Origin of the sequence: Fibrobacter sp. UWH9, from assembly GCF_900129715.1 — a bacterium.
In the GTDB taxonomy this organism is placed as follows: Bacteria; Fibrobacterota; Fibrobacteria; order Fibrobacterales; family Fibrobacteraceae; genus Fibrobacter.
In genome coordinates this window covers 61615-83187 of the sequence record NZ_FQWP01000003.1, presented here as the reverse complement: position 1 = coordinate 83187, position 21573 = coordinate 61615, and the positions used below count along the sequence as shown (strand labels likewise).

General features: G+C 50.3%; 19 protein-coding genes. 2 read left to right on the top strand and 17 right to left on the bottom strand.

Going from position 1 to position 21573, the window contains the following annotated elements:
* Nucleotides 1-21: 21 nt before the first annotated feature.
* From rseP to BUB94_RS03630, 6 genes are all read right to left on the bottom strand, one after another.
* Entirely contained in the window at nucleotides 22-1401 is a 1380-nt protein-coding gene (gene rseP / locus BUB94_RS03655) for an RIP metalloprotease RseP (RefSeq protein ID WP_073234330.1), read from the bottom strand.
* A gap of 136 nt (nucleotides 1402-1537) precedes the next feature.
* Nucleotides 1538-3370 carry a glycoside hydrolase family 9 protein gene (locus BUB94_RS03650; RefSeq protein WP_073161098.1) on the bottom strand — a complete coding sequence of 611 codons (1833 nt, stop codon included), beginning with the start codon at nucleotides 3368-3370 and terminating at the stop codon, nucleotides 1538-1540.
* A gap of 164 nt (nucleotides 3371-3534) precedes the next feature.
* Nucleotides 3535-4680, bottom strand: a complete 1146-nt coding sequence (locus tag BUB94_RS03645; RefSeq protein ID WP_073161099.1) for a 1-deoxy-D-xylulose-5-phosphate reductoisomerase — start codon at nucleotides 4678-4680, stop codon at nucleotides 3535-3537.
* 144 nt (nucleotides 4681-4824) lie between these two features.
* The gene (gene galE / locus BUB94_RS03640) at nucleotides 4825-5835 is read right to left on the bottom strand and encodes a UDP-glucose 4-epimerase GalE (RefSeq protein WP_073234327.1); all 1011 of its coding nucleotides are present in this window, start codon (nucleotides 5833-5835) and stop codon (nucleotides 4825-4827) included.
* A gap of 74 nt (nucleotides 5836-5909) precedes the next feature.
* A complete protein-coding gene (locus BUB94_RS03635; protein WP_083538085.1) occupies nucleotides 5910-6779 on the bottom strand; it encodes a phosphatase PAP2 family protein in 870 nt (289 codons plus the stop codon).
* Between the two features lie 86 nt (nucleotides 6780-6865).
* Nucleotides 6866-7426, bottom strand: a complete 561-nt coding sequence (locus BUB94_RS03630; protein WP_249505647.1) for a flavodoxin — start codon at nucleotides 7424-7426, stop codon at nucleotides 6866-6868.
* 169 nt (nucleotides 7427-7595) lie between these two features.
* Here BUB94_RS03630 and BUB94_RS03625 point away from each other — a divergent pair, with 169 nt between their 5' ends.
* Nucleotides 7596-8135: a nitroreductase gene (locus BUB94_RS03625; protein ID WP_073161144.1), complete on the top strand. Its 540-nt coding sequence runs from the start codon at nucleotides 7596-7598 to the stop codon at nucleotides 8133-8135.
* Nucleotides 8136-8224: 89 nt separating this feature from the next.
* Here the strand turns inward: BUB94_RS03625 and BUB94_RS03620 are convergent, their stop codons facing one another.
* From BUB94_RS03620 to BUB94_RS03570, 11 genes are all read right to left on the bottom strand, one after another.
* Complete coding sequence (locus BUB94_RS03620; RefSeq protein WP_139258445.1) at nucleotides 8225-9358, bottom strand: GGDEF domain-containing protein; 1134 nt, start codon at nucleotides 9356-9358, stop codon at nucleotides 8225-8227.
* A 56-nt stretch (nucleotides 9359-9414) separates the two neighbouring features.
* Nucleotides 9415-10296, bottom strand: coding sequence for a phosphatidate cytidylyltransferase (locus tag BUB94_RS03615; RefSeq protein WP_073161103.1), 882 nt, complete (start codon nucleotides 10294-10296; stop codon nucleotides 9415-9417).
* The gene (locus BUB94_RS03610) at nucleotides 10289-10999 is read right to left on the bottom strand and encodes an isoprenyl transferase (RefSeq protein ID WP_073161104.1); all 711 of its coding nucleotides are present in this window, start codon (nucleotides 10997-10999) and stop codon (nucleotides 10289-10291) included. Before BUB94_RS03610 ends, BUB94_RS03615 begins: the two co-directional genes overlap by 8 nt.
* 21 nt (nucleotides 11000-11020) lie before the next feature.
* Nucleotides 11021-11554: a ribosome recycling factor gene (gene frr, locus BUB94_RS03605; protein ID WP_073161105.1), complete on the bottom strand. Its 534-nt coding sequence runs from the start codon at nucleotides 11552-11554 to the stop codon at nucleotides 11021-11023.
* Nucleotides 11555-11698: 144 nt separating this feature from the next.
* Entirely contained in the window at nucleotides 11699-12406 is a 708-nt protein-coding gene (pyrH, locus tag BUB94_RS03600; protein WP_073161106.1) for a UMP kinase, read from the bottom strand.
* A gap of 131 nt (nucleotides 12407-12537) precedes the next feature.
* Nucleotides 12538-13434: a translation elongation factor Ts gene (gene tsf / locus BUB94_RS03595; RefSeq protein ID WP_073161107.1), complete on the bottom strand. Its 897-nt coding sequence runs from the start codon at nucleotides 13432-13434 to the stop codon at nucleotides 12538-12540.
* Between the two features lie 2 nt (nucleotides 13435-13436).
* Nucleotides 13437-14171 carry a 30S ribosomal protein S2 gene (rpsB, locus tag BUB94_RS03590; RefSeq protein WP_073161108.1) on the bottom strand — a complete coding sequence of 245 codons (735 nt, stop codon included), beginning with the start codon at nucleotides 14169-14171 and terminating at the stop codon, nucleotides 13437-13439.
* A gap of 302 nt (nucleotides 14172-14473) precedes the next feature.
* Entirely contained in the window at nucleotides 14474-14878 is a 405-nt protein-coding gene (rpsI, locus tag BUB94_RS03585; RefSeq protein WP_073161109.1) for a 30S ribosomal protein S9, read from the bottom strand.
* A 22-nt stretch (nucleotides 14879-14900) separates the two neighbouring features.
* Entirely contained in the window at nucleotides 14901-15329 is a 429-nt protein-coding gene (gene rplM, locus BUB94_RS03580; protein ID WP_073161110.1) for a 50S ribosomal protein L13, read from the bottom strand.
* Nucleotides 15330-15665: 336 nt separating this feature from the next.
* On the bottom strand, nucleotides 15666-17594 hold the full coding sequence (locus tag BUB94_RS03575; protein WP_073161111.1) for an endo-1,4-beta-xylanase: 1929 nt from the start codon (nucleotides 17592-17594) through the stop codon (nucleotides 15666-15668).
* 243 nt (nucleotides 17595-17837) lie between these two features.
* Entirely contained in the window at nucleotides 17838-19682 is a 1845-nt protein-coding gene (locus tag BUB94_RS03570) for a cellulase family glycosylhydrolase (protein WP_073161112.1), read from the bottom strand.
* A 272-nt stretch (nucleotides 19683-19954) separates the two neighbouring features.
* On the opposite strand from BUB94_RS03570, the gene BUB94_RS03565 reads away from it, so the two are divergent.
* Nucleotides 19955-21493: a PHB depolymerase family esterase gene (locus tag BUB94_RS03565; protein ID WP_083538084.1), complete on the top strand. Its 1539-nt coding sequence runs from the start codon at nucleotides 19955-19957 to the stop codon at nucleotides 21491-21493.
* Nucleotides 21494-21573 lie beyond the last annotated feature (80 nt).

Genomic DNA, 21573 nt, shown 5'->3' with positions numbered 1-21573 from the left:
GACTCAGGATGATGCCATGCGTCACTTCAAGAACAGGCTCAGCTTTCCAAAGTCAAGGATTGTGATGAACACAAAGAATGAAATGAAGAAGGCAGCGGCCACGTTCTGAATAATAGTCTGAGTCTTTGTGGAAAGGGGCTTTCCGCGGAGCTTTTCGATGCCGAGGAACATGAGGAGGCCGCCATCGGTAATGGCCAGCGGAAGCAAGTTCATAACGCCAAGGTTGATGCTGATGAGTGCCAGGAGCATAAGGAATTCCTGGAAGCCGCTCATCCATACGTTACCCATGACCGCCACGATGGAAACGGGGCCGGAGAATGCGTCCATCTTGACTTGACCCTTGAAGAGGCGGCCAAAATAACGGAAGATGCTGGTGGTCATTTTCCAGCTGGTAGCGCAAGTCTTTTCAAGAGCCTCGATGGGACCGCGACGAACAAACTTTGTTTCGCGGAAGAGGACATAGCCCATCTGCACACCCACCATATAGCGCTTGTATTCTTCGTTATAGACCGGAGTCATGGGGAGAGTAAGAGTGTCGCCATTGCGTGTAACGGTTACGCGGACTTCTTCGCCCTTGGAACCATCAATCTGACGGACCACATCTTCGTAGCGGCCAATATGCTTGCCGTTAATTTCAAGAACGGTATCGTTCTGAAGAATTCCAGCCTTTTCTGCAGCGGAACCTGCCACCGGCGGCAAACGGACAATCACGCGATTCTGAGGGTAAATGCCAATATCGCCGATACCCATCTTGGTTTCGGAATCGGTGGAGTCCTGTGCGGGAATTACCAGTTCTTCGGGCACCACAACAATGGTCTGCACAGAACCCTCGCGATGGACTTCCAATTCCACATTGGCGCCAAGGCTTACGCCGATCTGTTCGCGGAAATCATCCCAGCCCTGAGTGGGCTTACCGTTAATGGCGGTGATGGTGTCGCCGGGAATAATGCCTGAAACTTCGGCGGGAGAATTCTTACCTACAAAGCCAATAATCAATTCCTTGTTAGCGGGTTCCTGAACGCCCACCATGTAAAGAATCATCAAAAGGACAAATGCAAACACAATGTTGATGAAAGGTCCGGCAAAGGCGATGGCTGCGCGGGCGCCAACGGACTTAGCCATAAAATCACGTTCATCCAGAGCTTCGCCTTCCTGGATCTTGTCGGGATTTTCACCGGCCATGGCCACATAGCCACCAAAGGGAATGGCGGAAATACAGTATTCGGTTTCGCCAACCTTGTACTTCAGAAGTTTCTTGCCAAAGCCAACACTAAAGGTGTTCACCTTGACGTTATTCCACTTTGCCACCAGGAAATGACCCAGCTCATGGATAGTCACCAAAAAACTCAGGCCAATCAGGCCCAAAACAAACATCAAAACATTATCAAGGACATTTTCCATCGTTTTTCAATATAGCAAAAGGCGAGAGCAACGACGAGTAACACTATGGGCTTTATAGCAGAAAGGCGAGCCGCAAGGCTCGCCCATCCGCAGTTTTTTATTTACCGGCCAAGGGCCGGTTTTCAAAAGGTTAGAACTACTTTATCTGCATACCCTTCAAATCAAAACGTTTTCCATTGCGTTCAATGAAGACCTGCTGATCCACAAATCGCATACGGAGAGCGCCTTCTGAAGAGGAGTGCCTTGTCACAGAGGGTTTAATTGATGTAGCTTCGCCCTTGGCCACACCACCCACAGCAAAGCTAGGAGCATGGCCAGCATTAAGGGCTTCGATTGCACCAGCCAAATAAGCCAGCGGAGCATTCCAGTTAATGGCCACTTCGTTAGAAGCGTAGCTGCAGTTGTGGTCGATATAGGAAGTTGCAGGAACGCCAGTGCGGTAGTCCTTACATTCCCAACTTTCAGAACCGATGTCTTCACCGCCGGGCTGAGGACCACCCACCAACATACCGGGCACAGGGTCAGTCACCTTGTCAGCGGTACTGGGACGATGATGAGGCTTCTTCGGGGACTTGGTTCCAAAACCTGTCATAAAGGACATGTCCAGAGGATTCTTGCCCAACAGATAATCCAGGACCTTGCGGGCAGCCTTGTAGTACTTATCTTCACCAGTCAGGTAATAGGCATGCAACAGCCAGATACCCTGATTAGCGGCCACTGCGTTGGATCCCCAGACAAAATCATCTTTGGCCATAACAACACCAAAGCCTGTTTCGGAACGTTTCACAAATTCATCGGCGGTCTTGATCAAAATGTTCTTGCTACCATCATCGGTACCGTATGTGGCAGCACCATAGGCGGCAAGACCAGAGACATCGCCCCAGTTGGGAACATTGGCTTTAGAAACATTCTGCTTGTAGGAAGCATCCCCTGTGGCAATGAACAGTTCGGTACCTGCGAACAGCTTTTCATCGTCGAGCCACTGGTCACCATATTCCCCAGTAGAAACGCCCTGGGGATTGGAATAGGTTACATTGGGATTCTGGGCACCCCATGCGTAAGCCTTCTTGGCGGCTTCAAGACACTGGGCAGCAAAAGTTGCATCGTAGGCCTTGTAGACTCGGGAAGCGGTTGCCATGACGCCTGCAAAATCAAAGGTGGCAGCAGTACCCTTACCGATAACATAAAGAGTAAGTTTGTCTGCAGCGGGCATGTCATCGCCAGGGAAACCAAGGGAGGTCAACTTATGGAATACGCCACCATCGGTATCCTGCATGGTGAGCATCCAATCCAGATTGTACTTGATTTCTGCCAACAGATCAGGCAGAGTACCTTCGGCAGGAATGTTCCACTTGAGGGTCCTGAAGTAATCCGGATAGTGTTCAAACAGAGAAAGGAGTGTATAAGTAGTGATGCCGGAGTTCACGATATAACGACCATAGTCGCCAGCATCGTACCAGCCCTTACCGGAAGAAATGGAGCCCGAACCTGCGGAATTGTGAAGCTGGTAAGTGCCTGCGTTATGGCCAGCGGCACGAGCCCACTGACCAGCATAGGTCTGTTCCAACGCCATGGAGGCACGCTGATAGTAGAACCACTTCAAGGCGGCCTTAGTTACATCTTCAAATGTATTGTCGGCAATCTTAAGATCATTGCGGAGAACCTGGCCGCCCACTCGGATAGAGTAAACACCAGGAGTCTTCAAATCGGAGAAATCCACCAGAGACACATTCTGGTTGCTGGGAACCCACAGGGCGGAGGCAGACGGGGTGGCTGTCATGACGATACTGCCCGCAGCATCCACGATTTCGACAGGGCCGCTAACATCCTGAACGGTGAATTCCTTGGCATCATTTGAACGATAACCAATCTGGTTGATGTAGGCATTGGCACCAAAAGCTGTAGAAGCCAGAGTCAATGCAGAAATGGCCAACGGCGCAAACTGTTTGAGACCGAATTTTGAAAACATACACATCTCCTTACACTTATTCAAAATCAATATAGGAGTTTTTTTAGAACAAAGCTAAAAAACATCATTAATTCTGTTTACAAGTGTAACAGCTGTTTCCAAAATGTGTTCCACATCAAAAAAGGGCCCGCAAAGCGAACCCTTTTTCAACAATCTGCCAGAATTTACTTAATCAAGTCAAGAGTCAGGCGGCGAGCTTCTGCGTCGGCTTCCAGAACCTGTTCCAGAGTCAGATGACCGGTAAGGTTGGGAGCGCCGTTGATGATAGTTTCCACATGGCGAGGAATATCGGTGAACTTCAGCTTGCCATCCAGGAAGCGATCCACCAGAACTTCGTTGGCGGCGTTCATCATGGCGGGAACTACACCGCCGCGGCGGCCAGCTTCGAAGGCGAGAGCCAGGCAGCGGAACTTGTTGAAGTCCGGTTCGAAGAAGGTGAGCTGACCCAAGGTCGGCAGGTCGAGGCGCTTGGTTTCCAGGGGCAGGCGTTCCGGCCAAGTGAGGGCCACCTGAATAGGAATGCGCATGTCGGGAGCACCCAGCTGAGCCATCAGGGAACCGTCGCGGAACTGCACCAGGGAATGCACCATAGACTGGGGGTGAACCACAACCTTGATCTGTTCATAAGGAATGTGGAATAGGAAGTGGGCTTCCAGAACTTCAAGGCCCTTGTTCATCATGGAAGCGGAGTCGATGGTGATCTTGCGGCCCATGCTCCACACCGGATGATTCAAAGCATCGGCAACAGTGATGTTTTCAAAACGTTCGATATCCCAGGTACGGAAAGGGCCACCGGAAGCGGTGATTTCCAGGCATTCCACTTCCTTGTTGGGGCGGTCGGCCAGGCACTGGAAAATAGCGCTGTGTTCAGAATCGATGGGAGTGATGAACGCCTTGGGATTTTCAGCAAGCTTGTCCCAGATGACGGGGCCGGCCATGACCATGGTTTCCTTGTTGGCGAGAGCCACATGCTTGCCGTGTTCGATGGCGGTAATGGTGGGAAGGCAGCCAACGGCACCCATCAGGGCGTTAATGATGATGTCGGCCTTGGGGTCGGCAGCCAGTTCGCAGAGGCCTTCCATACCGGAGAGCACCGGCATATTGAGCATGGCACTCAGTTCCTTGGCGGCTTCGGGCTTGAACATGCAAACACGTTCCACCTTGAACTTGCGAACAATTTCAGCAACTTTTTCAACGCTGGAATTTGCAGCCACGGCATAGACCTTGAACAGGTCGGAATGCTGAAGGCAAACATCTACAGTAGAAGTTCCGATAGAACCGGTAGCACCGAGAAGAACGACATTTTTCATAATGATAGTGATTAGTGGTTAGTGGTTAGTGGTTAGTGATTAGTGGTTGGTGGTTAGTGGTTAGTGGTTGGTGGTTAGTGGTTAGTGGTTGGTGGTTAGTGGTTAGTGATCCCTGTTTACTAGCCACTGTTTACTAACCACTTCTTAATATCCCTTGGGATTATTCTTCTGGAAGTTCCAGGAATCGCGGCACATATCCTCGATACCGTACTTCGCTTCCCAACCCAATTCAGCCTTGGCCTTTGCAGGGTTGCAGTAACAGGTAGCGATGTCGCCGGCACGGCGAGGCTTGATACTATACGGGACCTTCAATCCGTTTGCTTTTTCGAATGCGTGAACCACATCCAATACAGAATAGCCATGACCTGTACCCAGGTTGTAGATGGCAAGGCCACACTTACGTTCAATGGCCTGCAAGGCGCACACATGGCCCGCAGCCAAATCGCAAACGTGAATATAGTCGCGGACACCAGTTCCGTCGGGGGTATCGTAATCGTTGCCGAACACGCCCAGTTCCTGACGTAAGCCCACGGCGGTCTGCGTAATATAAGGCATCAAATTGTTGGGAATTCCGTTGGGGTTCTCGCCAATGAGACCGCTCTGGTGAGCGCCAATGGGATTGAAATAACGGAGGAGCACTACGTTCCACTCAGGGTCGGCCTTCTGCAAATCCATCAGTACTTCTTCAAGCATGGACTTGGTCTTGCCATAGGGATTGGTGCACTGACCCTTGGGGCATTCTTCAGTAATGGGGATGATGGCCGGATCGCCATACACCGTTGCAGAAGAAGAAAAAATAAAGTTCTTGCAGTTATGCTTGCGCATGACGTCCAACAGAACGAAGGTGGCGTTCATGTTGTTCTCGTAATACTCCAGAGGCTTGGCAACAGATTCGCCCACCGCCTTGAGACCCGCAAAATGAATGCAGGCATCAAAGGAATACTTTTCAAAAACTTCGTTCATGGCGGCTGCATCACGGGCGTCAGCCTTTACAAAGGGAACCGGCTTTCCAATAATCTGAGCCACCCGGCGAAGGGATTCCTCGCTGGAGTTCACCAGATTATCGACCACAACCACGGAGTGGCCAGCCTTATCAAGTTCAATGATGGTGTGGCTGCCAATATAACCTGCGCCACCTGTAAGAAGAATATTCATCTAAGACCTTATGTTTTTCCACAAATAATGTAGATAATTCACACCACCGAGAGTAAACCGCCCATGTCTAAAGACTAGAAATACAAGGAGGCCACAAGCCCTTTCTGGTCATCATAAAATAGGGGCGCAACGGTAACCCGCATCCCTTTTTCGGGTGCGCCGTTTTTTTCACGATAGAACGCATTTCCGATGTACCACCCGATAGAGGCTCCCATCAGAACACCGGCCACCGCATCGGAAAACCAGTGCGCCTCCCCCTTGGCACCAAGGACCATGCTGGTCGCCACATAGCCCGCAAAGAGGCCACAGCCCGCAACCACGAAGGGATTGTCACGATGATAGCTGGCGATGCTCATGGCAAGGGCTGCGTTGGTCATGGAGTGCCCCGAAGGCCAGCCATAAAAAACACCTCGCTTAAAAAAGCCCCACTTAAAATCCCGGGAAAGGCTTCCGCTATTGCTATCCGCCACCGGGTGGGCACGCCCCGAAATTGCCTTCAGGATATTGTTGTACAAAAACGCCACCGCCGTAGCCTGGGCCGCCACCGCACCGGTATTGTTCAAGGTTTTATTGTCGCTAAAGAAGTACATATAGCCAGGAACAAGAAACGGGAAAAACGTTCCCGCCATCATTCCCGGCATAAAGGCGATACCGAAGGCCAGCTCATTCTGACGAGCGGCAAACCGGGCCACCTTCAAATCCACATCATTGGTAGAAAGCAGGTAGGTTGCGCCACCGCCAACTAGGTGAAAAGCGAGAGGCCAGCCAAAGGCACTCCACAGCATGTTTTGACCCAGGTGATCGAAAGGCGACAAAGTAACGGAGGCTGAATTACTTTTATGGTCCGTTGACTGACGAACCACCGTTGTATCCGAAACCGGTTCCTGCCCGTGAGCAAGAACAGTAAAAAGAAAAATCAAAATTATGGAAAGAATTCGATTCATTTTTAACAGTAAATTTAGAATAAAATAAAAAAGCCATATCCATTACAAAACGGACACAGCTGCATTTTTCAAGGAAAAATGTCCTTTTACCTTATCCACTTTTCCACGTCTTTTTCGGCCTTGGACTTTTCGTTCTGGGCAACGTGACCATAAATGGCGAGACCCATAGTAACATTGGCGCCGGTCAACTTCTTAAGTCGGGCTACACCGCTGAGGCCGCTACCTTCGTGAGTGACAAAAGGATGAATAGTTTTACCCTTCAGATTGTACTTTTCGAAGAAGGTTACCATGGGCATAGGCATTTCGCCCCACCACACGGGATATCCGACATAGATTTCGTCGTATTCTTCCGGATTGACACTAACCGGTTTAATTTCGGGACGGGCGTCGTTTGCCAATTCCTTCTTGGCCACAGCGATACAGTCGTCGTATTCTTTCGGATATTCCTTGACGGGTTCCACCTTCAAAAGCGTTGCACCTGTTTTTGCGGCAATGATTTCGGCAACGATTTCGGTATTGCCCTTCTTGATATAGCCCACGCTATAGTTTTCGTCGGCACGGGAATAATAGATGACCAGTTTCTTGGATTCAGCAGCCATGGCAGCCCCCATAAGGATTGTTAAAAGGATGAGGATGATCTTTTTCATTGAAACCTCTTTTTGTTATAATATATCATCTAGAGTTGACTCTAGGTCAAGACCTTGTTTAAATAAATTTCTTTTTTTATAAAGTCAGTTATTTGAAAATGCTATTTTTATAATGAACGTGGTGCCAAATGGCCCTCGGCAAAACTTTTTCGCCATAGGTAAGACAATGATGAACGAAACCCTGAAAACTCTGGAAACTCGCCGCAGCTGCCGCAAGTTCAAGCCCGACATGATTACCGACGAGGAATTGGAAGCCGTGCTTCGCGCAGGAACCTTCGCCCCCTCCGGAAAAAATCAGCAGTCTTCCATCATCATCGCCGTAACCAACAAGGAAGTCCGCGACCAGATTGCCGAAGAGAACCGCAAGATCGGCGGTTGGGACGAAGGTTTCGACCCCTTCTACGGCGCACCTGTAATCCTGATTGTCATTGCAGACAAGGATGCCAACAACGGCTCCGGAACCTATATCAACGACGGCAGTCTTGTCATGGGAAACCTGATGAATGCCGCCGCAAGCCTTGGCCTCGGCAGCGTCTGGATCCACCGCGCCAAACAGGAATTCGAAAGCGAATTCGGAAAGTCTATTCTAGAAAAGCTGGGCATCAAGGGCAACTACGAAGGCATCGGCCACGTGGCCCTAGGTTACCGTCAGACACCTGTTCCCCAGGCTTTGGCCCGCAAAGAAAACTACATCTATTACATCAAGTAGCGAAAACTTAAATGGCCGCGTCAAGGATTCCCTGACACGGCCTAATTACTCTTTAATAGTTTGCGTTTCCTGTCCGCGAAACCCAATATCTACAAGGCAAGCCCCTTTATACGCCGCTTGTCTTTTTTCATATCCGCCAACAGACAGTCCTGGAAGTAATCCACGCTTTCGGAACTTCCCGCATATTTCTTGACGCCAATAGCGACAGTCAACTTATACGGTTCACCGCTATTGCGATTGAACTTTTCCACATTCATCCTGATTTTTTCTACGCAGTTGGCAATACTGTTATCGTGATGCGTATCGACCATGATAATGAACTCGTCACCTGAGTAGCGCAGGATTGAACCCCACTGCCCCGTAGACTCACGGAGGATATCGGCCGCATTGCACAAGGCACGGTCACCGACCTTATGGCCTAACTCGTCATTGATTTTTGAAAAATCGCAAAGGCTGACCATGATCCCGCTGGACTGACGCTTTTTGTTATTGTACAGGTACAGCACATAGTCAAGGAAGGGGCGATTGAAAAGACCGGTCAGATAATCCCTGAAAACGCGTTCGTTCTGCAGGCTACAGAACGCGCCCGCAATAGCGACGGCAAAACTAGGCGCCATCAACGACACACCGTAGAAGATACTCTGCAGCACGATGGCCACAACAGTCGGAATCGCGTAAAACCAAATGGGGAAAAATCGGATTAGGCCATCCTGCCTGTAATTCTTATAGTAGAGCGTAAGGGATGTAACCACGATGCTGTAGTTGAAAAAGATATAAATCCAGTAGCCGAAACAGCGAACGTAGCGGTTATGTTCGTTAACGCTAAAGAGTAACGGCACAAAAAGATTCGTCAACAGCATCAGGGGCAAGACGACCATGGAAATCCGCAGGATACATTTCAGGAAGCCATTCAACTCCATACGGAAATGTTCCTTTAGGAAGGACATCCAGCTGTATGCACAGAGGAAGTTGGAGGCATAGACCCACGAGTTCGTGATATACACTAACTGCTTAGCATAGACGCAGGAACAACCATCGGCGGCATAAGCAAAAAGGTCAGAAAGGCAACTGAAAAAGCAGAATAGCAGCATCGCAATGAGCAGCTTGCTTTCCTTGGTTTTTAGACGCAATCTCCAGACATTACCCACAATCATCACGACGACAAGAATCATACCGACAACGTCGGTACCTAGTGCCATCCTGATGTCAATAGGTGTATCCACAAATCCTCCTTTATACCTAACAATAATAAAAAAAGGAGGTTTGCACCTCCAATTTTTTAAGCAAGATTCTTCATGAAATCAAGCAACAGCCAGAGCATCGGCGCTGCCAGGAAGAAGGAATCGCAGCGATCCAGGACTCCGCCATGCCCCACAAACAAGTTGCCGGAATCCTTGGTACCGCTCCAGCGCTTGAGAGCACTCATGAGAAGATCGCCAGCCTGACCAGCCACGGTCACCATGACGCCAAGAATAATGGCCTTGCACCAATCCATGTTTACATTGAAGGCGCCAAGGGCGGAACTGCAGTTTGCCCAGTAGGCCACCCATGCAATGGTTGCAACAGAACCCGCAATGGAACCTTCCCAGGTTTTCTTGGGGCTGATGCTGGGAGCAAAGAGATGACGACCGAAGGGGCCCTTGCCTGCAGCAAACTTTCCAAAGAAGTAAGCGACAGTATCGCAGAGCCACACGCTGGTCATGACCAGGATAAATCCATAGCAATGTTCAAAGCCCTGGCCATTGCCCATCATCAAGACATTCATACCACCCCAGAGGCCCACATACAGAGGTGCGGCCAGCTGCATTACCAGCCAGGGGAAGAGGTTTTCAATTTCAACCTTGGCGTAAGCCACACCGATGTAGACGGCAAAGATGACCATGGCGGTCATGCCCACCACATAGGGCACGGCAGAAAGACCAAAGTACCCACCCTTGGAAAGGGCCCAGGCAAGAGTCAACGCAAGGCTAGAAGCAAAGGAGAGATAACGTACGTTAGGCCCCTTGTACATCTTGGTGGCCATGCCAGCCCATTCCCAGGCGCCAACACCGGCCAGGAAGCACATCAGGCCGACACGGGAAAAATCGTTAAACCACAAAAGGAAAAATACCAGCGGGATTGCAATCACCGCGGTAATCAGACGTTGAGCCAAATTACTCATGAAGAACCTTCCCAAAGCGGCGTTCGCGAGTATTGAAGAACTCGACCGCTTGCATAAATTCATCCTTGGTGAAGTCGGGCCAGAGCGTATCGGTAACGTAGAATTCGCTATAAGCGGCCTGCCAGAGGAGATAATTGGAAAGTCTGAATTCGCCACCGGTACGGATAATCAGATCCGGGTCGGGAGCGCCTTTCAGATACAGATTTTTTGCAAACAGGGTTTCGTCGATATCATCCACGGACAGGGAGCCTGCGGCAACCTGGGCGGCAATGGACTTTACGGCACCGACGATTTCCTGACGACCGCCATAGGAGATAGCCAGGTTCAACTGCATGCCGGTATTGTTTGCAGTAATATCAATTGCAGATTGCAAGCTCGCGCGAGGCTTCTCAGGAATACGGTCCATGTTTCCAATGACCGTAAGCTTCACGTTCTTTTCCATCAGGTCGGGGATTTCTTTAACGACCATCTCAATGAGAAGGTTCATCAGATAATCCACTTCCTTGGAGGGGCGACCCCAGTTTTCGGAACTGAAGACATACAAAGTCATGTGTTCCAGTTTGAGGTTCACACCCATTTCAACGGCATCGATAGTAGACTCGGTCCCCTTGCGATGACCGAAGAAACGTTCCATGCCGCGGCTCTTGGCCCAGCGGCCATTGCCGTCCATAATGATGGCTACATGTCTAAGCTGATTTGCCACGCGTTACCTTACAAAGGACAATTACACCTTGAGGATGTCTGCTTCCTTGGCAGCAAGGAGAGCGTCAATCTTTGCGATAGCCTTGTCAGTAGCCTTCTGGATTTCGTCCTGCTGCTTCTTGGCTTCGTCTTCGGGCATTTCCTTGTCCTTCTTGATGGCATCGTTTGCATCGCGGCGGATGTTGCGGATAGCAACGCGACCATCTTCAGCGTGCTTGCGAGCGACCTTAGCCAGTTCCTGACGACGTTCGGTAGTGAGGATCGGGAGGCTAACGCGAATGGAGTTGCCATCCTTCATGGGAGTCAGACCGATGTTTGCTGCGTAGATAGCCTTTTCGATCAGGTCCACCAGTGCCTTTTCCCACGGAGCAACCAGAAGCATACGGGGTTCCGGAACGGAAACCTTAGCCACCTGGGAGATAGGAGTGGGAGTGCCATAATAGTCGATACGAATGTCGTTCAGGATAGCGGGAGAAGCCTGTCCAGCGCGGATCTTGGTGAATTCACGTTCAGTAGCTTCAATAGCCTTGTCCATCTTAACTTGATAATCTGCCATAATAAAACCTTTTAGAATAAAGATATGAAATGCAGTTAGTGGTTAGTAAACAGTGGTTAGTAAACAGTGGTTAGTAAACAGTGGTTCAGGAGGTTTCATCTTTCCTCAAAACTAACCACTAAACACTAACCACTTCTTACTCCATTAACAATGAACCAGTGTACCTAAATTACCTTCAACGGCGGCCTGAGTCAAGCAGCCCTTTTCCATCTTGAACACGAAAATGGGCATGTTGTGTTCCATGCACAGGGCCACAGCGGCGGTATCCATCACCTTAAGACCGCGGGCGATAACTTCCTGGTAGGTAATGTCATCGAAGCGGGTTGCAGTAGGATCCTTCATGGGGTCGGCGGAGTAGATGCCGTCCACCTTGGTCACCTTCATGATCACGTCGCATTCGCTTTCAATGGCGCGAAGAGCGGCGCAGCTGTCGGTAGTGAAGAAGGGATTGCCGGTTCCTGCGGAGAAGATCACCACGGAACCAGCATTCAAAAGTTTGATAGCCTTACGGCGATCAAAAAATTCGCAGATGGGTTCCATACGGATGGCGCTCATGACCACACTGTCGATGCCCTGCTTATCAAGGGCGTCCTGCATAGCCAGTCCATTCATCACGGTACCCAGCATGCCCATGGCATCGCCCTGGGCACGGTTCATGCCACCGGCTGATGCGGACACGCCGCGGATCATATTGCCGCCACCGATCACGAGAGCGACCTGAACACCCTGCTTAACGACAGAAGCAATTTCGCTTGCCATTTCTGTCAAAATTCCGTTGTCGATGCCATGGCCCTTTTCGCCTGCGAGGGCTTCGCCACTAAGCTTCAACAAAACTCGCTTAAACTTTGCCATAATAAGCTCCAATTACTTAATCATGGCTAATGTAGTAAAAAGAAGGGTATAAAAAATAGCCGCCCCCAAAGGGACGGCCATTTTCTATTTCGCAAGATCCCTCGACTACGCTCGGGATGACAAAAAGCGAATTAGTTACCGCGTTCGAAGCGGATGAAGTTTACGACCTTCAGGGAAGAGAGGCCAAGCTGCTTTGCAACGACTTCCTGGAGGTAGTCCTTGACATTGAGCTTCTTGGGGTTCTTTTCAGACATGAAGAATTCCTGGTCTTCGAGAACGATTTCCTTGAGGACCTTAGCAACGCGGCCTTCAAGCTGACGTTCAACGAATTCCGGCTTGGTAGCCTTACCAGTTGCCTGAGCCTGAGCTTCGATCTGGGCGCGAGCGATTTCGCGTTCCTTTTCGATAGTTTCAGCAGGAACTGCAGCGTCGTTCAATGCAACCGGAGCGAAAGCAGCGGCCTGCATAGCGATGTCCTTAGCAGCAGCCTTGAGAGCGGCTTCGTCGGCAGAGCCTTCATAAGCGAGTTCGGTAATAACGCCGATCTTGCCCTTCATGTGGCTGTAAACACCGAAGACGGAGTTTGCAGACTTCTTGATTTCTGCGAACTTGCGGAAGTCGATGTTTTCCTGGATCTTAACGAGAACGTCCTGGAGGATGTCGTTCACCTTCTTGCCATCGACGACAGCGTTCTTCAGGTCTTCCACAGAGGAGATAGCCTGAGTTTCGACAGCCTTGACAGCGAGGTTAGCGAGAGCAACGAAGTCGTCGTTGTTAGAAACCGGTTCGGTTTCGCAAGACAGTTCGAATGCAGCAGCCTTGTCAGCAGTTTCGATGAGGTAGATGCGGCCTTCCTTGGCAGCCTTGTCTGCGCGCTTTGCAGCAACAGCAGCACCCTGCTTACGGAGGAGTTCAACAGCCTTGTCCAGATCGCCGTCAGTTTCGGTGAGGGCCTTCTTGCACTGCATCATGCCCACGCCAGTCTTCTGGCGGAGTTCGTTAACGAGAGAGGCGGTAATAGTTGCCATGATTACTTGTCCTCACCGTTGTCAAACTTCTTAGCTTCTTCCTTGTCCTTCTTATCGACAGAACGCTTTGCAACGTTAGCAGCGATGTAGTCAACGATGAGCTTGATGGACTTCACTGCGTCGTCGTTTGCCGGAATCGGGAAGTCGACGAGAGTCGGGTCAACGTTGGTATCGCAAATGCCGATGATAGGAATGTGAAGACGGCGAGCTTCTGCAACGGCGATCTTTTCGTGAGCGAGGTCGGTCACGACCATGAGGCCAGGAAGGTTCACCATTTCGCGGATGCCACCGAAGACGTCCAGGAGCTTAGCGCGTTCGCGGGTCTTGTCCAGAACTTCCTTCTTGGAAAGAACCTGGAAAGTACCATCCTGTTCCATGGTGTCGATCTTGTCGATCTTCTTGATGGACTTACGAACGGTCTGGAAGTTGGTCAGCATACCACCGAGCCAGCGGTTGGTAACGGAGAACTGGTTGCAGGAACCAGCAGCATCCAGCACGCACTGACGAGCAGTCGGCTTGGTACCAACGAAGAGCACGGTCTTGCCAGATTCAGAAATCTTCTTAGCAGCTGCAGCAGCGGCTTCGAGGAGGTCGCGGGTCTTGGACAGGTTGAGAACGTAGATGCCGTTCTTTTCAGCCAAGATGTAGGGCTTCATCTTCGGATTCCAACGCTGAGTCTGGTGGCCAAAGTGGGAACCTGCAGCGAGCAGGTCTTCAACAGAAGGCAGATTTGCCATAGTAGTATTCCTTTTTTCGGTTATTTCTACCCGGTCGGTAATTAAGCCGCAAAGTACCTTGGTACCACCGAAGCGGCTCTTACGAGACCAGTGATTGTTTATTTCCCCAGGCGTAATTGCCCGAGTGGGCGTAAAGATAGCAAAAAGAGGGGAAAGATTAAAGGTTAGAGGTTAAAGAGGAAAGGCTAAAAGGGTAGAAAATAGGGGCGATTTTCATTTTCCCATGAGAAAAAAAAGAAAGCCCCCGCCGAGCGGGAGCTTCCTGAAATTGCCTTTGCAATTTCCAAGCAAAATCGTAACGATTAGCGCTTGGAGAACTGGAAGTGCTTACGAGCCTTCTTGCGGCCGAACTTCTTACGTTCAACAGCACGAGAGTCGCGAGTCATGAGGCCTTCCTTCTTGAGGGCAGGCTTGCATTCTGCGTCGTTAGCAACCAGTGCGCGGGAGATGCCGAGACGGACAGCGCCCATCTGGCCAGCGATGCCACCGCCACGAGCGGTAACTTCGACGTCCCATTCTTCAGCGTTGCCGAGGATGGCGAACGGAAGATTTGCAATCATGTTCTGCACTTCAGAATGGAAGTAATCCTTAAAATCACGACCATTGATGGTGCGCTTGCCGGTACCCGGCTTCAAAATCACAGCGGCGATAGCGTTCTTGCGACGGCCAGTGCCGCGGTAGATCTTCTTATTCTTTGCGGTAGCGATAGAGGTATCCTCCGTTCTAAAATTACAAGTCTACGACTTCGGGATTCTGTGCAGCGTGCGGATGTTCGGCGCCAGCATAGATTTTGAGTTTCTTGATCATCTTGTGACCGAGAGCGCTGTGCGGCAGCATGCCCCAAATGGCAGCTTCCAGCGGAGCGGTCGGGTGCTTAGCCTGGAGATCGGCAAAGTTGATCCAACGTTCACCAGCGATGTGACCGGTGTGGTGGAAGTATTCCTTCTTCAGGTTCTTGTTGCCAGTAACTGCAACCTTTTCAGCGTTGATCACAACCACGAAGTCGCCAGTGTCGACGTTCGGGGAGAAGATGGCCTTATGCTTACCCATGAGGAGGCGAGCAACTTCGCTTGCTACGCGGCCCATCGGCTTTTCGGCGGCGTCCACAAGCTTCCACTTGCGTTCGACGTTCTTCGGGTTTACCGTAATGGTCTTCATGTAAATCCTTTGTGTTTTTCGTTAATGTTCCGAAACAGCTCCGTCCCGGACAATGCGAGGCAAAATTTAGAAGAAAATCGAGACTGTTTCAAGGTAAAAAAGTTGCATTTTTTGAAAAAAGTCCGTAGTTTAAAGGATTTTTGCTCTATCAATTATATCAATCCTTATAATTAATATATAAAATTTGATGATTTTTATAGCGATCTGTTTGTATAAAGTGATGAATCCACTTCTGCAAGCTCAGAGATCTTAAAAAAAGGAACCCCATGACATACGCCACGGGGCCCTTTGTTTGGTGTTTTGGATTAGGATTCTTGAGGACCGAAGTCCCAAACTTTACTGAGCGATGGTGAAGGAAGTCATCTGCTTGGTATCCTTGTTGCGGATATAGTAGACACCCTTTGCAAACTTGACATCGCTTTCCTTGACGGTATTGATTGCCTGGTCAAAGCTGTAGGCATTGAGACGGCCCATGAAGGAACCCTGCATATCGAATACGTCGAACTTCTGGAGGGTTTCAAATTCCATCTTGAGGTTCTGCACGAAGCTTTCCTTGTCGCCAACTTCAGGAGTCTTAGAATCACTAGAGGCAGGAGCTTCTACAGCAGAGGAAGAAATCGGTTCCGGGTCAGTTGCGTCGGCGCCAGCAACGAAGGTCATATAGTCAAAGTCTACGTAGCCTTCAACGATGGTGAAGCGAACGATCTGCTTGCCAGCCTTCTTGAAATTCACATTGACAGCATTCTTTGCAAAGCTATTGTAGTCATCTTCATTGGCACCTGCAGCGACCTTGATGGTTTCGGTAAGGTCAGAGAAAGTACCATCGGAATTCTTGACAGAAAGCTTGTAGCTGCCGCCGTTACCAGAAGAAGCTGCAACGAACAGGGAATATGTACCAACTTCGACAACGTCCACGGTGTATTCCAGCCATTCGTCAGTTGCGCCCCAACCGATTACGTAGCCAGAGCCAGAAGTCTTGATATCAACGGAAGCATCCTTACGATAATTCGACTTGCAGTCGGAAGCCAGTGCAGGATTGTTTTCTGCGCAGGCGTTGTTGCCGCTGTCGGTATCGTAGTAGGAATCATTGCCTGCGCCAATACCCGGTTCATCAAAGTTTTCAGCTTCGATCTTGCCAGGAATGGTTGCAGCCTTGCCGCCAAACGGAGTCTGCGGTTCCGGTTCTGCCACAAGACCTGTTGCAAGGCCAGTGGTGTTCACGCCCTTGTTGGACTTCAAGTAGTTTCTCATCCAGGTCATGGCCTTACGATCCTGGCCGTTCTTGATCAAGCCGGAACAACCGCTTGCCTGACCGTTACAGTCGAGCCATGTACGACCATAGATGTAACCCCAGATGGTGATGCCTGCGACATTGGGATCTTCCATCCAGTATGCAAACTGTTCCTTATAGCACTGTTCCTGGATGTTGTCATCGGTAGAAGGAACGTCGTATTCAGAAATGAGAATCGGGAAGTTGTTTGTCTTGCTATGGATTTTTTCCATAGTGGACTTAAAGGTGTTGTAGTTGAGGCAGTTGCCACCACCACCGGTGCCGTTGTAGCCACCACCAGTGCTCATCAAGTCATGAGCCTGAAGGCCGTATGCGTCAACAGGTGCGCCATTCTTACGGATGGTATTGATCAGGTCAATGCCCTGGTCCACATTCCACTGGATGGTGTTATAGTCGTTATAGATCAGGATTGCCTTGGGCCAGCGTTCGCGAGCCATCTTGAAAGCGGTAGTCAAGAACTGGTAATCGCCGTTGTTGTCGCCACCCAGAGCCTGAATAATCTTGGTCTTGGTATAGTTGGAATGGTACTGGCCGTTACCGGTACGGATAGCTTCGTTGGCAACATCGATCATTTCGATATCGGGGTAATGAGCCTTGACAGCATCGAACCATGCGGTAATAGCTTTCTTGGTATCGTCAACACTCAGGGATTCGAGCCAACTGGGATACTGGGACCCCCAGAGAAGAGCGTGGAACTTGAAGTGGCCACCGTTATTCTTTGCCCAATCGTAGGCGGCGTCGCAGCCAGCCCAGTTATACTTACCACGTTGGCCTTCGATAGAACCCCACTTACAGCCGTTTTCGGCTGTGGCCTGGTTCCAGAGCTTGGTAAATTCATCGTTGGGACCGGGAGCGGTGTTAGACTGGGTAATGTTACCCACGAACTTTGCAGCGCCATCGGCAATACCCGGGCCTGCATAGGAGATCGATGCAGCGGTAAGACCGGCGGCAACGAGAGAGAAAATTTTATTCATAATCCACATCCTATATTGTCAGAGGTTAATCCCCCCGATGTCCATAAAACTATATCGTCCAGGATGGAACATTCCACCCCGAAAATCAAATGCCATGGACATTTTATCCATGGCGAAATTCGCTCAAAAACGCCGTTTTTCGTGTAAAAAGGGGGCTAAAGCGTGTAAAAAGCCAACAAAAAAAACGGCCCCTTGTCAACAAGGGGTCGCCTTAATAGGATTGTGAACAGAGGGTAGGACCAGCTACCTGGTAATACGAACCGTCCGGGAAACGTTAGACTTTACTGCACGAACGTGGAAAATGCCGTTCGCCTTGATAGTCTTGCTGTTCTTTACGATAGACACGGCCTCACCGATGGAGTAGGCGCTGAGGCGGCCAACGAAAACGCCCTGCATGTCGAATACATCGTAATCGGCACGGACCTTTTTCATCGCCGGTCTAGCAAGCACGGCATCGACGCCATCCGCCTTGAAATTGAAGTAGTCGATGTTCACGTAGTCGCCGGTAATTTCCAGCTTGAACACATGCTTGCCTGCAGAAACCTTGCCGATTTTCACAGCGACGTCAACGTAGTTACTCCAGTCGCCCTCGCCGGTCTGTTCCATCTTCACTTCATCACCGACTTTCTTGTCGTCGATGTAGAGCTGGAAAGCGGAGGTGGCGTTACCGGAAGAAGCGTTTACAACCACTTCATAGTCGCCTTCAGCAAAGTCCAGGGTGTATTCCAGGTATTCACCGGCCTGGGTCATGCCAAGAACAACGCCGGTACCTTCGTCGTAAAGGTCTACAGAGGGGGCGTCATTGCTACGGTAGGTGGACTTGCCTGCGTTTTCGGAAGACTTGTCTGAGTAGGAAGCGTTGCTTGCGCCAGTCTCCGGATCCTTGCCCTTGCCGGAAATGTCGAAGTCTTCCACTTCCACCTTGCCAGGCACGGTCATGGCAACTTCATGGAACGGCTGCTGGGCCACGGGGTCCACAGGCACTCCGCCACCCATTCCGGTGGTGTTCTGGCCCTTGTCCAGATTTGCGGCAAAGTATTCCTTGAGCCACTTCATGGATGCACGATCCGATCCGTCGGAATTCATGATACCAGTATTCTGACGCCAGGTAGAACCATTGATGTAACCCCAGATGGTAATGCCGGCAATCCATTCGGTTTCCCACAGGAAAGGAATCTGGTTTGCAATAATGTTTTTCTGTTTGTTATCATCAGCCTCACCGATGTCATATTCGGTGATGAACAGAGGAATCTTAACACCATTGTAAACTTCGGTCAGGACATTCTTGAAGCTTTCTGCATCGGGGAAGTCGCCGGCATCGTGAGCCTGCTGACCATAGGCATCTACAGGAGCACCATTCTTAAGAATGGTCTGCACCAGTTCAATACCTTCATCCTTCTGCCAATGCAAGGTGTTGTAGTCATTGTAAATCAGAACAGCCTTGGGCCAACGTTCACGGGCCATCTTGAAGGCCGTTGTAATGAAGTTATACTGATGCTTGCCATTGACAACATCATCACCACCAAGAGCTTCGATAATATAGGAGCCACCGCAAGCAGCATCGTCGGTGCTGACGCCTTCGGCGCCCGTAGCAGGGAGCTTATAGCCGGAATGATAATTGTTACCAGACCAAATAGCTTCGTTCACCACATCGATATATTCCAGGTCCGGGAACTTGGCAGCAACAGCATCGAACCATTCAGTGATGTACTGCTTGGTCTTTTCTACGGTGATGCTGGAGTTCTTGGCCTTGCAAAGGAAGCTGGGATACTGGGAACCCCAAACCAGGGCATGGAACTTGAAGAAACGTTCACCCGGTTTTTCCTTGGCCCAATTATAGGCTCCTTCACACTTGTCGTAGTTATCCCATGCAAACTGACTTTTCCCTTGTGCGTCAAGAGAATGGATAGAGCCCCACTTACAGCCGTTTTCAGCCGTAATCTGATTCCAGTAGGTACCCATGTCACTGCGAATATCGCCTTTAGTGGTGATATTGCCAAGAAACTTGGCACCGCCATCGGCAAGGGCTGCATGGGAAATGGTAGCTGCCGCAAGGCCAGCAATTGCAATAGTGATGTACTTTTTCATAAACCAAATCCTTTTCTTTTTTCTATTAAACTACCTAGTTCTGACGTAAAAACACATTCAAAAAAAATAGGCAGCGTGGACGAATAGTCCACATTTAAGCGAAAAAAAACATTTCGGGAACTTTTACACCAAAAACCTGTTGTTAAAACATACAACGAATTCACCCGATTCCCCCATAATGTTGTTGCTTTTTACTATTCCACATCGTATTATTGTATACTGGGAGAGAAAGTTCCTTTTTTTGGGGAGATCTCCCTTATCAAGGAGTAGCTATGCATATCCACAAGATGGATTTAGGCAGTGTAGCCCGAAAGGGCGCACTGGGTTTGTTTTTTAGCTCTCTGGCAAGCATGGCCTTTGCCTGGAGCATTGACGGTTACGTCGTCAACGAAAGCGAAGCACGTCTGCCGGGGGTATCAATATCCTCCTTTAACGTGGCAGGGGTGTCCGCAGTCACCAACGCGGAAGGGGAATTCAGACTTTCCAGCGACGGGCAGACGGGAATTGCGGACTTCGGCCTCAAGGAGGCCAAGCTTGCCGTGCGTTATCAGGGTTCTGTACTGAATATCTCAAACAAAAGTGGCACAAATTTCAAGGTTTCCCTAATGGACGCCCTGGGAAAGATGGCCTTCCAGCAGGAATTTAACGCCCCGAACGCCCAAATAGACCTGCAGAAGTTCTCCAACCAGAAAATGATGATCCTAAAGGTTTCCTCCAATGGAACCAGCAGCAATTATGTGCTGAACAAGGATGGCGCAAGGCAGGTTCTGAAAAAGGACGGCGAAACCTTGCCTACCCTTACCTTTACCTTGGACGGATACGGCCTGACTTATCACGAAATGACATCGGATGAAGAAACCGGCGTGAAGATCGTACTGAAAAAGGCGGACCCCATCCCCACCTCCAGCGCCGGGGTTGTCCCGCCTGCTTCCAGCTCCAGCAATGTTACCCCGGTCGTATCGTCAAGCAGCGCCGCTGTAGACGTGAAGCCCTCCAAGGTGCTCGCCCCGGGAAATTACGACAGGACGATCGGTTCACGCAAATACATTATTCACGTTCCCAGCACTTACAAGGGCGACAAGCCGGTTCCCTTGATTGTGGACTACCACCCCATTGGCGGAAACGCTGACCAGTGGGCAGGAAGCAAGACTTATGAAAGCGAAACCCAGGCAGACCAGGTAATCATCATCTACCCCGACGGTGAAGCAAGCGCCGGCGGATTCATGGGACATGCCTGGAACGTCGGCCCCTGCTGCAACGATGCAGACGATGTCACCTTCAGCCGCAAGTTTATTGAGGAAGCCAAGAAGGAAGTCTATATCGACTCCAAGCGCATTTACGCCGTGGGCTTCTCCATGGGCGGCGGCATGTCCAACTATGCAGCCTGCAAGATGGCCGATATTTACGCCGCAGTGGCCCCCGCCTCCATGGACCTTTCCGAAGAAGTCGTCAAGAACGGCATGAACGGAGGTTGCAAGCCTAGCCGTCCCATTCCCGTGCTGAACTTCCGCGGAACAAGAGACAATGTCGTAAGCTACAATGGCGGCTACTCCAGCGTAGTACCGGGCAAGCCCATCACCTTCCTTGGCGCCGAAAACAACTTTAAGGAATGGGCCTCCATGAACCAGTGCACCGGTTCCCCAAAGGGCTCCACTCCCGAAAACGGCTGCCAGATGTACGAGAACTGCGCCAGTGGCGTAAAGGTGGGACTCTGTATAGACAAGCTAGGAGGAACCTGCACTGGCAACGGTCACGAAGCAGGCTGCGCCCGCATCGGCTGGGCCTTCCTGAAGCAATTCACCATGCCGTAACTAGAGCATCGGCCGTAACCAGCCCTAGTCGGCCTTAGGTACGGCGCGAAGCGCAATAAAAGGTGCATTTAAAAATTCCC